This is a genomic window from Nocardioides panacis (assembly GCF_019039255.1).
GTDB lineage: Bacteria > Actinomycetota > Actinomycetes > Propionibacteriales > Nocardioidaceae > Nocardioides_B > Nocardioides_B panacis.
Genome location: NZ_CP077062.1, coordinates 725,972 through 739,283, shown reverse-complemented (window position 1 = coordinate 739,283; position 13,312 = coordinate 725,972). Strand labels below are relative to the sequence as shown.

Genomic DNA, 13,312 nt, shown 5'->3' with positions numbered 1-13,312 from the left:
CCCCGGTGGTCGGAGGCGCGCGGTCGGCACCCCGGCCGTCCTGGGTCAGTCGGTGTAGGTCGCCAGCAGCGAGTCGGCGGCGGCGTACGGGTCCGACGCCCCGGCCACGACCTTCTCGGCCAGCGCGTCGAGCTCGGTGCGCTCGTGCACGTTGCCCCACCGGCGGCGCAGCGCGGTGACCGCGATGGCCTCGATCTCGTCCCGCGCCCGTCGTACCCGGCGCCGGTCGAGCTCGCCGGTCGACTCCATCCAGGCGCGGTGCTCCTCGATCTTCTCCACGACCTCGTCCACGCCCTGACCGGTCTGCGCGACCGTCTGCACGATCGGCGGCCGCCACGCGTCCTCGCCCCGCTCGGCGAGCGCGATCATGTTGCGCAGGTCGCGGCGCACCTGGTCGGCACCGTCCCGGTCGGCCTTGTTGACCACGAACACGTCGCCGATCTCCAGGATGCCGGCCTTCGCCGCCTGGATCCCGTCACCCATCCCGGGCGCGGTCAGCACCAGCGTGGTGTCGGCCAGCCCGGCGATCTCGACCTCGCTCTGCCCCACGCCGACCGTCTCGATCAGCACGATGTCGCAGCCCGCGGCGTCCAGCACCCGCAGCGCCTGCGGGGTGGTCCAGGCCAGCCCGCCGAGGTGGCCCCGGGAGGCCATCGACCGGATGTAGACCTCCGTGTCGAGGGCGTGGTCCTGCATGCGCACCCGGTCACCGAGCAGGGCGCCGCCGGAGAACGGCGAGGACGGGTCGACGGCGAGCACCCCGACGCGCTGGTCCTTCGCGCGCAGCGCGGCCACGAGCGCGTTCGTCGAGGTCGACTTGCCCACCCCGGGCGGGCCGGTGATGCCGACGATCTGCGCGTTCCCGGTGTACGGCGCGAGGCCGGCCATCACCTCGCGCAGCAGCGGCGACTCGTCCTCGACGAGGGAGATCAGCCGGGCCACGGCACGGGCCTCGCCCGCGCGGGCGCGTCCGACGAGGTCGGGGACCGACGCCTGGGAACGCCGGCCGCCGACGCCGGTGCTCACGCCGGGACGTGCAGGATCAGCGCGTCGCCCTGACCGCCGCCGCCGCACAGGGCGGCCGCACCGGTGCCGCCGCCGCGGCGCTTGAGCTCCAGGGCGAGGTGCAGCGCGATCCGGGCGCCGGACATGCCGACCGGGTGGCCGAGCGCGATGGCGCCGCCATTGACGTTGACCCTGTCCTCGGAGAGGCCCAGCTCGCGGGCGGAGACGATGCCGACGGCCGCGAAGGCCTCGTTGATCTCGACCAGGTCGAGCGCGGAGACCTCGATGCCCTCCTTCGCGCAGGCCTTGGCGATCGCGTTGGCCGGCTGCATCTGCAGCGTCGAGTCGGGGCCGGCGACCTGGCCGGAGGCACCGATCTCGGCGAGCCAGGTGAGCCCGAGCTCCTCGGCCTTGGCCTTGCTCATCACCACGACCGCGCAGGCGCCGTCGGAGATCTGGGAGGCGGAGCCGGCGGTGATGGTGCCGTCCTTGTCGAACGCCGGACGCAGCCTGCTCAGCGACTCCGTGGTGGTGTCGCCGCGGATGCCCTCGTCCTGGGAGACCACGACCGGGTCGCCCTTGCGCTGCGGGATCTCGACCGGCACGACCTCGTCGTCGAACACGCCGTTCTTCCAGGCCTCGGCGGCCCGCTGGTGGGACCGGGCGGAGAACGCGTCCTGCTCCTCGCGGGTCAGCCGGGCGCCCGCGGCGTTGCAGCTCTCGGTGAGCCCGCCCATCGGCTGGTCGGTGAGCTGGTCGTAGAGCGCGTCGTAGGCCATCGAGTCGACGAGCTTCCACGTCGCCGTACTTGAAGCCCTCCCGCGACTTCGGCAGCAGGTGCGGCGCCTGGGTCATCGACTCCATGCCGCCGGCCACGACGATCTCGTGCTCGCCGGCGCGGATCAGCTGGTCGGCCATCGCGATCGCGTTGATGCCGGAGAGGCAGACCTTGTTGATGGTGATCGAGGGGACGTCGAGCGGGATGCCACCCTTGTACGCCGCGTTGCGGGCGGTGATCTGCCCGGCACCGGCCTGGATGACCTGGCCCATGATCACGTAGTCGACCTGGTCGCCGCGGACGCCGGCCTTCTCCAGGGCGCCCTTGATGGCGACCCCGCCGAGGTCGGCGGCGGACTGGTCCTTCAGGCCGCCCAACAGACGGCCGATCGGGGTGCGAGCACCGGCAACGATCACGGATCCGGACATGACGCCTCCTGCTGGGAACGAGAACCTTCTCGTCTCGGACCCTACCCAGCCGCGGCGCCCGGCGGGAGGGCCGGTGCCGCCCTGCCGGGTGAGGAACAGGTCACAGTCCCTCGCGGCTCCCCCGGGGCTCGGGACACCATGTGCCCATGAGCGTCCAGATCCCCGACCACCTGTTCGTGTGCATCGACCACGTCGGCATCGCGGTGCCCGACCTCGACGAGGCGATCGCGTTCTACGCCTCCGCCTTCGGCATGCGGGTCACCCACCAGGAGGTCAACGAGGACCAGGGCGTCCGCGAGGCGATGCTCGCGGTCGGCGACAGCGACCAGCGCATCCAGCTGCTGGCGCCGATCGACGAGACCTCCACGATCGCGAAGTTCCTCGACCGGTCCGGACCGGGCCTGCAGCAGCTGGCCTACCGGGTCACCGACGTCGAGCAGGTCTCGGCGGTGCTCCGCGAGCGCGGCCTGCGGCTGCTCTACGACGAGCCGCGCCGCGGTACGGCGGACAGCCGGATCAACTTCGTGCACCCCAAGGACGCGGGCGGCGTGCTGGTCGAGCTGGTCGAGCCTCACGGCACCAGGTAGTCGCTGTCCCGCGCGTCGGTCACCAGCATGTGCCCCGGTGCGTGCGTGATCGCCAGCGGCGGCCGGGACTCCTGCACCACCGCCTGCGGGGTCACCCCGCACGCCCAGAAGACCGGCACCTCGCCGGGCCGGACGTCCACCGGTTCGCCGAAGTCCGGGCTGCCGAGGTCGGTGATGCCCAGCGCCGCCGGGTCCCCCCACGTGCACCGGGGCCCCGTGCACCGCGGGGAACCGTGAGGTCACCCGCACCGCGTCCGCGACCTGGCCGGCCGGGACCGGCCGCATCGAGACGACCAGCGGACCGGACAGCGCGCCGGCCGGTCGGCAGCGCCGCGACGTGGTGAACATCGGCACGTTGACGCCCTGCTCGACGTGCCGGACGGGCACGCCCGAGTCGAGCAGCGCGCCCTCGAACGTGAAGCTGCAGCCGATCAGGAAGGACACCAGGTCCTCGCGCCAGGACGCCCGCGCGTCGGGGGTCTCCTCGACGAGCTCGCCGTCGACGTACACCCGGTAGGCGGGGACGTCGGTGCGGATGTCGCCGTCGAGCAGCGGCCCGGCCACCGCTCCGGCGTCGATCACGTCGAGGACCGGGCAGGGCTTGGGGTTGCGCTGGGCGAACAGCAGGAAGTCGTAGGCCAGGTCCCGCGGCACCGCGATCAGGTTGGCCTGCGTCCAGCCGCGCGACCAGCCCGCGGTGGGGGTCACCAGGCCGTCCCGGAAGCGGGCCCGGGCCTCGGCGGGCGGCACGTCGGCGACGTTCACGGCGCCGCCACCCAGCAGAACCGGACGCACTGTCCGGGCCGCACCTGGGCCGCCCGGTCGACGTCGGCGTCCACGACGACCGCGATCACGGGGTACCCGCCGGTGACGGGATGGTCCGCGAGGAACAGCACCGGCTCGCCGCTCGGCGGGACCTGGATGCCGCCGCGGTAGACCCCTTCGCTGGGCAGCTGCCTGCCGGGGTCGACGTGCTCGAGGCGACCGCCGGACAACCGCATGCCGACCCGGTTGCTGCGCTCGGAGGCGGTCCACGACGTCGCGACCAGGAGGTCGGCGTCCGCCACCCACGTGTCCCGGGGGCCCCGGACCACGCCGAGCACCACCTCCTCGGAGGTCCGGCCGGGCGGCAGGTGGTCCACGTGCGGCTGGCTGCGGGGCGGCACGCCGACCCCGAGCTCGACGCCGGCGGCCAGCGGCGCGGGGCCGAGCCCGGCCATCACGTCGTGGCTGCGCGACCCCAGGACCGCGGGCGCGTCCACCCCGCCGCGCACGGCGACGTACGAGCGCAGCCCGGTCGGCGGCATCCCCAGGCGTACGACGGACCCCTCGGCCGCCGCGACGACGGCGAAGGGGCCGACCTCGCGCCCGTCGATGCTGACCGGGGTGGGGGCGCCGGTGACGCACAGCCAGACCGGGCCGGCGACGACCTCGAGCTCGAGGCCCCCGAGGGTCACCTCCAGGGCGGCGGCGCCCTCGGGGTTGGCCAGCGCCCGGTTCGCCAGGCGCAGCGCCGCCCGGTCCGCGGCGCCGGAGCGGCCCACCCCGATGCCCGAGACGCCGCTACGGCCGAGGTCCTCGACGAGGCAGAGCGGTCCGGGGCTCAGCACGCGGAGCCGCCCGGTCACGGCCGGTCCACCTGCACGAAGCGGACGGCGGCCCCCCGGACGGAGCAGGGCGGGCGGGTCCCGGTCGAGGTCCCACATCCGCAGGTCCGTCGTACCGATCAGCTGCCAGCCGCCCGGGGACTCGCGCGGGTAGACCCCGCTGTAGTCGCCGGCCAGGGCGACCGCGCCGGCGGGCACCGCCGTGCGGGCGCTGTCGCGGCGCGGGACGTGCAGCCGGTCGTCGTCCCCGACGAGGTAGGCGAAGCCGGGGGCGAACCCGCCGAAGGCGACCCGCCAGAGCGCGCCGCTGTGCGCCGCGACCACCTCGCCCTCGCTGAGGCCGGTGTGCCGGGCGACGTCGGCCAGGTCGGGGCCGTCGTAGGTGACCGGGATCTCCACGACGTCACCGTCGGACGGCAGAGCCCCGGCGGCCCCGGGCACGACGGCGGCCAGCGCCGCGCGCAGGACCCGGACGTCCACGCCCTCGTCGGCGACCACCAGCACGGTCTCGGCGGCGGGCACCAGGTCGGCGACGCCGGCCACGCCCAGCCGGCGCAGGGCGTCCACCCAGGCGACGACCCGCTCGGTGCCCCCGAGCTCGACGAGGAGCGCCCGGTCGCCGTAGGCCAGCACGGTCGGCGCGCTCACACGAACGCCCCCAGCTCGACCCCGGCGGCGGTCAGGTCCGCCCGGATCCGCCGCGCCATCGCCACCGCTCCCGGGGAGTCGCCGTGCACGCAGACCGACTCGGCGTGCACCGTGACCCGGCTGCCGTCGACGGCGTCCACGTGCCCGTCGACCACCATCTGCACCACCCGGCGGGCGACCTCGGCCGGGTCGCTGAGCACCGCGCCGGCCTCCCGGCGCGGGAGGAGCGTGCCCTGCGGCGTGTAGGCCCGGTCGGCGAACGCCTCCCGGATCGTGCGGAGCCCGGCCCGCTCGGCGGTGGCCAGCAGCACCGAGCCCGGCAGGCCCACCAGCGGCAGGGCGGGGTCGTAGGTGCGGACCGCGTCCACGACGGCCCGGGCCTGGCTCTCGTGCTCCACGACCGCGTTGTAGAGCGCACCGTGCGGCTTGACGTACTGCACGGTGACCCCGGCCGCCCGGGCCAGCGCCTCCAGCGCGCCGATCTGGTAGAGGATGTCGTCGACCAGCTCGACGGGGTCCATGTCGATGAACCTCCGGCCGAACCCGGCCAGGTCGTTGTAGCCGACCTGGGCCCCGACGACCACGCCCTGCTCGGCGGCGAGCACGCAGGTCCGGCGCAGCGTGGTGGCGTCCCCGGCGTGGTAGCCGCAGGCCACGTTGGCGCTGGTGACCACGCCGAGGACCGCGGCGTCGTCGCCGAGCTCCCAGCGCCCGTAGGACTCCCCCACGTCGCTGTTGAGGTCGATCCGGGTCACAGGTCCCCCAGCATCTGCACGGCGTTGTACCCGAGGTAGAGGGTCAGCAGCCAGGCGAGCACGCCGACGCCGAGCAGCCACGCCGGGTAGCGGTAGCCGTTCATCAGGTCCCGACGGCGCCAGGCGACCCACAGCAGCACGCCCAGGCCGATCGGCAGGATCAGGCCGTTGAACGTCCCGGCGAAGACCAGCAGCGTCACCGGCGTCTGCTCGACGATCACGTAGATCGCCGCGGTGATCGCGATGAACGCGACGGTGAGCATGTTGCGGGTGCGCTCGGGGGTCTTCGACGTGGTCATGAAGGACACCGAGGTGTAGGCGGCGCCGATCACCGAGGTGAGCGCGGCGGCCCAGAGGACGAGGCCGTAGACCCGGAGGCCGACCTCCCCCGCGGCCGCCTGGAAGGCGCTGCCGGCGGGGTCGTCGGAGGCGATCTTCGCGCCGCCCACGACGACGCCGAGGATGGCCAGGAACAGCAGGGCCCGCATCAGGCCGGTGACCAGGATGCTGACGACCGAGCTGCGGGTGATCTCCCCGACGTGCTCGGGACCGGTGCGCCCGGAGTCCAGCATCCGGTGGGCGCCGGCGTAGGTGATGTAGCCGCCGACGGTGCCGCCGATGATGGTGGTGACCGCCAGGAAGCTGAACTTCTCCGGGCGTACGACGTTCGCGAGCGCGTCGCCGACCGGCGGGTCGGAGGTGATCGCGATGACCAAGGTGGCCAGGATCATCAGCAGGCCGAGCCCGATGACCGCACGGTCCAGGGCCAGTCCGGCCTTCTTGCTGACGAAGATCCCGATGGCCAGCAGCGCGGACAGCGCGCCGCCGATCCGGGGGTCGACCCCGGACATCGCCTCGACTCCCAGCCCGCTGCCCGCGATGTTGCCGACGTTGAACACCACGCCGCCGAGCACCACGAGCCCGGCCAGGAGGTAGCCGACACCGGGGAGCACCCGGTTGCCGAGCTCGTGGGCACGCAGTCCGGAGACCCCGATCACCCGCCAGACGTTCAGCTGCACGGCGACGTCCACGACGACCGACAGCACGATCGCGCAGGCGAAGGCGACGCCGAGCTGGACGGTGAAGGTCGCGGTCTGGGTGATGAAGCCCGGACCGATCGCGCTGGTGGCCATCAGGAAGACGGCGCCGAGCAGGGCGGAGCGCGCCAGCCTGGACTCCTCGCGGGTCCGGGTCCGGGGCTCGGTGCGGGGTGGCGGCGGGGTGGGAGCGGTCATGCGGTCTCCTCGAGAACGGTCACGGTCGGCGTGGGCCAGATCACAGCAATCCGTTCGACCCTAGGCATTGTTCAACAATTTTGCAATCCCCCCGATCCAACAACCGGCCGTGGCTAGACTCCGGTCCATGACCCTCGACGCCGTCCTCACGTCCCTGGCCGACCAGCGCCGCGGGCACCGTGCGGTGATGAGCACCTCGGCCGACCGCGCCGCGCGCGTGCTGCGCGAGCAGGTCGTCGAGGGACTCCTCCGCTCGGGGACCCGGCTGCCCGAGGAGCGCCTGGCCCAGGCCATCGGCGTCTCGCGCAACACGCTGCGCGAGGCGCTCAGCCAGCTGGTCGCCGAGCGGATCCTGGTGCGGGAGCCGAACCGCGGGGTCGTGGTCACCACGCCCGACGCCGACGACGTGGCGGACGTCTACCGGGTGCGCCGGCTCATCGAGCCCGCCGCGCTGCTCACCGCCGGCACCCCCGACGAGGCCCAGGTGGCCCGGCTGCGCAGCGCGGTCGACGAGGGCACCGCGGCCGCTGCCCGCGGCGACTGGGCGGGCGTGGCCAGCGCCAACCAGCACTTCCACCGTGCCGTCGTCGCGCTGGCGGGCAGCACCCGGCTGGACGCCCAGATGGACCTGCTGCTGGCCGAGATGCGGCTGTTCTTCCACCAGATGAACCAGCCCGGCGACTTCCACCAGCCCTACCTCACGGAGAACGCCGCGATCACCGACCTGGTCGAGGCGGGACGGGCCACCGAGGCGGCCCACCGGTTGGACGACTACCTCGCCTCGGCCGAGCACCAGCTGGTCACGGCGTTCGGCGGGACGCCGAGACAGATAGGTCACACCTGGCTGACACCGGTCGTTACCGCTCGGTAGATTCTGGCGACCCGCCCGGCACAGACGCAGGAGCTCACCGTGAAGCAGATCCTCGATGCCATCCTCGCCGGCGAGACGTCCGCCGAGGCGTACGCCGATCTCGAGATCCCTGACCACTACCGCGCCGTCACCGTCCACAAGGACGAGACCGCCATGTTCGACGGGCTCGCCACGCGCGACAAGGACCCGCGACTCTCCCTCCACGTCGAGGACGTCGCGCTGCCGGAGCTCGGCCCCGGCGAGGCCTACGTCGCGGTGATGGCCAGCGCCATCAACTACAACACCGTGTGGACCTCGATCTTCGAGCCGATGTCCACCTTCGGCTTCCTGGAGCGCTACGGCCGCACCTCCCCGTTGGCCAAGAAGCACGACCTGCCCTACCACGTGGTCGGCTCGGACCTCGCCGGCGTCGTGCTGGCGACCGGACCGGGCGTGCACACCTGGCAGCCCGGCCGCGAGGTCGTCGCGCACTGCCTCTCGGTGGAGCTGGAGAGCTACGAGGGCCACAACGACACGATGCTCGACCCCGAGCAGCGCATCTGGGGCTTCGAGACGAACTTCGGCGGCCTGGCCCAGATCGCGCTGGTGAAGTCGAACCAGCTGATGCCCAAGCCGGCCCACCTGACCTGGGAGGAGGCGGCCAGCCCCGGGCTGGTGAACTCCACCGCCTACCGGCAGCTGGTCAGCCGCAACGGCGCCGGGATGAAGCAGGGCGACAACGTGCTGATCTGGGGCGCCAGCGGCGGCCTGGGCGGCTACGCGACCCAGTTCGCGCTGAACGGCGGCGCGACCCCGGTCTGCGTGGTCTCCAGCGCCGACAAGGCCGAGATCTGCCGCAAGATGGGCGCCGAGCTGATCATCGACCGCAAGGCCGAGGACTTCCGGTTCTGGAAGGACGAGCACACCCAGGACCCCCAGGAGTGGAAGCGCTTCGGCAAGCGGATCCGCGAGCTGACCGGCGGCGAGGACGTCGACATCGTCTTCGAGCACCCGGGGCGCGAGACGTTCGGGGCCTCGGTGTTCGCCGCGCGCAAGGGCGGCACGATCGTCACCTGCGCCAGCACCAGCGGCTACATGCACGAGTACGACAACCGCTACCTGTGGATGAGCCTCAAGCGGATCGTCGGCTCGCACTTCGCGAACTACCGCGAGGCCTGGGAGGCCAACCGGCTGGTCGCGCAGGGCCGGATCCACCCCACCCTGTCGCGCGCCTACGCGATGGAGGACGTCGGGCAGGCGACGTACGACGTGCACCAGAACCTGCACCAGGGCAAGGTCGGCGTGCTCTGCCTGGCACCCGAGGAGGGGCTCGGTGTCCGCGACCCGGAGAAGCGCGCCCGGCACCTCGAGGCGATCAACCGGTTCCGGGGGTCTAGCCCGCGCCCGTCCCGCGAATTCCGCACACCGAAGGCATCCCGTCCGGGGTGCCTTCCGTGTATAGGCTGGAACGTCCGGGAGACTGGACGGACGCAGAGCGAGCGAACGACGGAGGAACGATGAGCGACCGACCTGGCCTGTCCATCTTCGACGACCCGGAGGACAACGGGGACAACGAGGCGACCCAGGTGATTCCTGCGGTGAAGCAGCAGCAGAAGAGCCCCACCACCACGACGCCTGCCGCTCCCCCGGCGGCGGCCCCGGCCCCGGCGGCGCCCGCCCGGGCCGAGAGCAGCTCGGCCCGGACGACGTTCCCGGTCGTCCGGCGCGGCTACGACACCGCCGCGGTCGACCGGCAGATCAGCACCCTGGCCGGGGAGAAGGCCGGGCTCAGCGCGAGCCTGCAGGACACCAGGACCAAGGTGACCGCGCTCGAGCAGCAGCTCGCCGACCTGCGCCAGCAGGTCTCCGAGAACGAGAACCCGACCTACGCCGGGCTCGGCGGCCGGGCCAGCGAGATGCTGCGGCTCGCCGAGGAGCAGGCCGACGACGTGCTGGTCCAGGCCCGCGCCCAGGCCGACGAGATCAAGCGCCAGGCCACCAAGGACGCGGACGTGCTGCGCGCCGAGGCCGCCCGCGACGCCGAGGACATGCGGATGGTGCAGCTCAAGGAGCTCGACGAGACCCGCGCCCGCGCGATGGCCGACGTCGAGCAGGAGCGCACGATGTCCAAGGCCGAGGCCGACGACCTGCTCGGCTCCGCCCGGCGCGAGAGCGAGCAGCTGCGGCTCGCCGCCCAGCAGGAGACCAACGCGATGCGGACCAGCGCGAAGCGGGACGCCGAGCAGGCCCGCGCCGCCGCCGACCGCGAGGTCCAGGAGGCCCGCCGCACGCTCGCGGTGGAGAAGGAGCGGCTGACCCGCGAGGCGGCCGAGCACCACACCACCGCCACCGCCGAGACCCAGAAGCTCGTGGAGGAGGCCGAGGCGCGCGCCAACGCCGCCGAGGCCCGCGGCCGGGAGGCCGTCTCCGCGGCCGCCAGCCACCGCAAGCAGGCCCACGACGAGGCCGACCGGCTGCTCAGCCACGCCCGCCGCGAGGCCGAGCAGATCGTCTCCTCCGCGCAGACCCAGGCCGCGACCTTCACCGCGGCCGGCCAGGCCGAGGCCGAGCGCGAGCTCGCGGTGCTCAAGGCCGAGGTCGACCGCTACCAGAAGCGCCGCGACGCGATCGTGGGCCAGCTCGGCGCGCTGCGCGACGTCATCACCGGGTTCGGCGACGAGCCGAGCAGCACCACGTGAGCCTGCCGTCCACTCGGGCGGGCCGGGTCACCCGTCAGGCCACCGACGCGACCCGGGCCGCCCGCGGCAGCGACATCTCCCTTCAGCACCCGTTCAAGCTCGGCTTCTTCCTCGCCGTCGGGGCCTTCCTGGCCTGGTGGCTCGGCGGCATCATCCTGTCCGTCGGCTCCACGCTGATCCTGATCGTGGTCGCCGGGTTCCTGGCGGCCGGGCTCAACCCGGTCGTCGAGTGGCTCGGCCGCCGCGGCCTGGCCCGCAGCTGGTCGGTGCTGGTGGTGATCACCGGCGTGCTGCTCGCGGTCGCGCTGTTCTTCGTCGCCCTGGCCCCGGTGATCACCGACCAGGTCTCGACGATCGTCAAGAACGCCCCCGGCTGGTTCGACGAGCTCCAGCACAACGGCACCATCCGGCGCCTGGACAACCAGTACGACCTGCTCGACAAGGCCCAGAAGGCGCTGTCCGGCGGCAACGTCGGCTCGGCGCTGTTCGGCGGCGTCGTCGGCGTCGGGCTCAAGCTGCTGTCGTTCCTGGCGAACACCTTCATCGTGGTCGTGCTGACCCTCTACCTCCTGGCGACGCTGCCCAAGGTGAAGCGCTCCGCCTACCGGTTCGCGCCGGCCAGCAGCCGGGAGCGGGTCGCCGAGCTCGGCGACAAGATCATCGACAACGTCGGTTCCTACGTCTCGGGCGCCTTCGTGGTCGCGATGGCGGCCGGCGTCTCCTCGATGGTCTTCCTGTTCGTGGTCGGCCTCAGCGAGTACGCCGTCGCGCTGGCCGCCGTGGTGGCCCTGCTCGACGTGATCCCGATGATCGGCGCCACGCTCGGCGCCGTGATCGTCACGCTGATCGGCTTCGCGACCGACCCGCACATCGGGCTCTACTGCGTGATCTTCTACGTCGTCTACCAGCAGTTCGAGAACTACGTGATCTACCCGCGGGTGATGTCGCGCTCGGTGAACCTGCCGGGCTCGATCATCGTGATCGCCGCGCTGGTCGGCGCCGGCCTGCTCGGCGTCATCGGGGCGCTGCTGGCGATCCCCACCGCCGCCGCGATCACGCTGCTGGTCAAGGAGGTCTTCATGCCGAGACAGGAAGCCCGCTAGCGCGGCACGTCCTTGAAGACCGCGGTCGTCCGGTCGGCGTACGCGCTGGTGTCCGCGGTCTCCATCGGCCCGTCCCACTCGGTCGGCAGCGGTACGTCGACCCCGGGAGCGACCCGCTCCACGACCAGGTCCAGGACGGTCTCGGCGTCTCCGACCCACAGGTGCTTGGCGCCGTCGATGCCGAGCACCTCCGCCTGCGGCACGGCGGCGAACCGCTCCCGGGCCTCCGGGGGCTGCAGGTAGTCGTCGTGCTCGGGCACCAGCGCGGTGACCGGCTTGCCGGACGCCGCCCACGCCGCGAGGTGCTCGGGACCCGAGTAGCGCAGCGGGGGCGAGAGCAGGATCGCGCCGTGCACGGCCGGGTCCAGGCCGTGCATCAGGGCCAGGTCCGTGCCGAACGACCAGCCCAGGATCCAGAGGTCCGGGAGGTCGTGGAACTCGGCGTACTCGATGGCGGCGGCGACGTCGAGCCGCTCGGCGTCACCGTTGTCGAAGCTGCCCTGGCTGGTGCCCTGCTCGCTGGAGGTGCCGCGGGTGTTGAAGCGCAGCACCGCCACCCCGGCGAGGGCCGGCAGCCGGAACGCCGCCTTGCGGATCACGTGGCTGTCCATCATGCCGCCGTGCGTCGGCAGCGGGTGCAGGCAGATCAGCGTGGCGACCGGGTCGCGGTCCAGCGGCAGCGACAGCTCGCCGACCAGCTCGAGACCGTCGGCGGTGTGCAGCGTGACCGCCTCCCGTCGGGCGGGCAGGACCGAGTTCGCGCGGATGGCAGGCATGCCGCCCATTCTCACCGACGGGCGTCGCGCGCCGCCCAGCAGGCCGTGTGCCAGTGCCGCCGCTCGTCGAGCCCGGTGGCGGTCGAGGAGAACGTCGAGGGCAGCACCGGCCAGGCCAGGGTGTGCGGGGTGGCCGGCCGGATCACCTGGTGGCAGCCCGGGCAGCGGTACGGCTTGGTGGACGCCGAGCCGGTGAGCCGCCGGACGACGTACTCCTCGCCGCGCCAGGTCTCCACCCGGTCGGCGCTCACGCGGCCGTCCCCTCGGAGGCCAGGAAGCGCTCGACGCGTCGGTCGGGCACCAGCCACACCAGCGCGGCGAAGACGAACACCGCGACCGCCAGCCAGGGCGCGACGAAGCTCAGCAGGATCCCGGAGATGTACATCAGCGGCGACAGCTTGCCCTTGAGGTCGCGGCCCAGCGCCGCCCGCAGCCGGTCGCCGCTCCCGCCGTTGAAGATCGCGAGCTGGAGCGTGTAGTAGGCCAGCGCGGCGAGCAGCAGGTTGACGCCGTAGGTGACGGTCGGCACCTGCGCGAAGCCGGACTCGTCCATCCAGGCGGTCGAGAAGGGCAGCAGCGACAGCCAGAACAGCAGGTGCAGGTTGGCCCACAGCACGCTGCCGGTGATCTGCTCGACGACCTGGAACATGTGGTGGTGGTTGTTCCAGTAGATCCCGACGTACACGAAGCTCAGCGCGTAGGTCAGGAACCCGGTGGCCGAGGCGCCGAGCGCCGCGAACGACGGCTCCTCGGGGACGTGCAGCTCGAGCACCATGATCGTGATGATGATGGCGAGCACGCCGTCGCTGAACGCCTCCAGGCGGCTGGTCCTCATGGCACC

Annotated in this window: 13 protein-coding genes and 2 pseudogenes; 5 read left to right on the top strand and 10 right to left on the bottom strand. The window is 72.9% G+C overall.

Features of this window, described 5'->3' with window-relative positions; all coding sequences use genetic code 11:
• Positions 1-45: 45 nt before the first annotated feature.
• Entirely contained in the window at positions 46-1,026 is a 981-nt protein-coding gene (gene meaB / locus KRR39_RS03740) for a methylmalonyl Co-A mutase-associated GTPase MeaB (RefSeq protein ID WP_216940805.1), read from the bottom strand.
• Positions 1,023-2,211, bottom strand: a pseudogene (locus KRR39_RS03735) (acetyl-CoA C-acetyltransferase). Before KRR39_RS03735 ends, meaB begins: the two are co-directional and overlap by 4 nt.
• A 146-nt stretch (positions 2,212-2,357) precedes the next feature.
• Between KRR39_RS03735 and mce the strand changes: the two are divergent.
• Positions 2,358-2,798 carry a methylmalonyl-CoA epimerase gene (gene mce / locus KRR39_RS03730; RefSeq protein WP_216940804.1) on the top strand — a complete coding sequence of 147 codons (441 nt, stop codon included), beginning with the start codon at positions 2,358-2,360 and terminating at the stop codon, positions 2,796-2,798.
• On the opposite strand, the gene KRR39_RS24290 is transcribed toward mce, so the two are convergent.
• From KRR39_RS24290 to KRR39_RS03705, 5 genes and pseudogenes are all read right to left on the bottom strand, one after another.
• Complete coding sequence (locus tag KRR39_RS24290; RefSeq protein WP_254185814.1) at positions 2,783-2,974, bottom strand: D-glutamate cyclase family protein; 192 nt, start codon at positions 2,972-2,974, stop codon at positions 2,783-2,785. The genes mce and KRR39_RS24290 overlap by 16 nt on opposite strands.
• 109 nt (positions 2,975-3,083) lie before the next feature.
• Positions 3,084-3,185 (bottom strand): annotated as a pseudogene (locus KRR39_RS24285) (D-glutamate cyclase family protein); the annotation flags it as partial.
• A 374-nt stretch (positions 3,186-3,559) separates the two neighbouring features.
• Positions 3,560-5,053: a 5-oxoprolinase subunit B/C family protein gene (locus KRR39_RS24280; RefSeq protein WP_254185491.1), complete on the bottom strand. Its 1,494-nt coding sequence runs from the start codon at positions 5,051-5,053 to the stop codon at positions 3,560-3,562.
• Entirely contained in the window at positions 5,050-5,808 is a 759-nt protein-coding gene (locus KRR39_RS03710; RefSeq protein ID WP_216940803.1) for a LamB/YcsF family protein, read from the bottom strand. The genes KRR39_RS24280 and KRR39_RS03710 overlap by 4 nt, the downstream gene beginning before the upstream one ends.
• Entirely contained in the window at positions 5,805-7,043 is a 1,239-nt protein-coding gene (locus tag KRR39_RS03705) for an NRAMP family divalent metal transporter (RefSeq protein WP_216940802.1), read from the bottom strand. The genes KRR39_RS03710 and KRR39_RS03705 overlap by 4 nt, the downstream gene beginning before the upstream one ends.
• A gap of 127 nt (positions 7,044-7,170) precedes the next feature.
• Here KRR39_RS03705 and KRR39_RS03700 point away from each other — a divergent pair, with 127 nt between their 5' ends.
• The 4 genes from KRR39_RS03700 to KRR39_RS03685 are packed head-to-tail and all read left to right on the top strand — an operon-like array spanning position 7,171 to position 11,695.
• On the top strand, positions 7,171-7,914 hold the full coding sequence (locus tag KRR39_RS03700) for a GntR family transcriptional regulator (RefSeq protein WP_254185490.1): 744 nt from the start codon (positions 7,171-7,173) through the stop codon (positions 7,912-7,914).
• A 39-nt stretch (positions 7,915-7,953) separates the two neighbouring features.
• Positions 7,954-9,414, top strand: coding sequence for a crotonyl-CoA carboxylase/reductase (ccrA, locus tag KRR39_RS03695; protein WP_216940801.1), 1,461 nt, complete (start codon positions 7,954-7,956; stop codon positions 9,412-9,414).
• Positions 9,411-10,592: a DivIVA domain-containing protein gene (locus KRR39_RS03690; protein ID WP_216940800.1), complete on the top strand. Its 1,182-nt coding sequence runs from the start codon at positions 9,411-9,413 to the stop codon at positions 10,590-10,592. Before ccrA ends, KRR39_RS03690 begins: the two co-directional genes overlap by 4 nt.
• Entirely contained in the window at positions 10,589-11,695 is a 1,107-nt protein-coding gene (locus KRR39_RS03685) for an AI-2E family transporter (RefSeq protein WP_216940799.1), read from the top strand. Before KRR39_RS03690 ends, KRR39_RS03685 begins: the two co-directional genes overlap by 4 nt.
• Here KRR39_RS03685 and KRR39_RS03680 read toward each other — a convergent pair.
• From KRR39_RS03680 to KRR39_RS03670, 3 genes are read right to left on the bottom strand one after another with little or no spacing between them, the layout of a single operon-like run.
• Complete coding sequence (locus KRR39_RS03680) at positions 11,692-12,471, bottom strand: alpha/beta hydrolase (RefSeq protein ID WP_254185489.1); 780 nt, start codon at positions 12,469-12,471, stop codon at positions 11,692-11,694. The two genes, KRR39_RS03685 and KRR39_RS03680, sit on opposite strands and share 4 nt — an antisense overlap.
• Positions 12,472-12,482: 11 nt before the next feature.
• Entirely contained in the window at positions 12,483-12,722 is a 240-nt protein-coding gene (locus KRR39_RS03675) for an Rv1322 family protein (RefSeq protein ID WP_254185488.1), read from the bottom strand.
• A complete protein-coding gene (locus tag KRR39_RS03670; RefSeq protein ID WP_216940797.1) occupies positions 12,719-13,306 on the bottom strand; it encodes a TMEM175 family protein in 588 nt (195 codons plus the stop codon). Before KRR39_RS03670 ends, KRR39_RS03675 begins: the two co-directional genes overlap by 4 nt.
• Between the last annotated feature and the right edge of the window lie 6 nt (positions 13,307-13,312).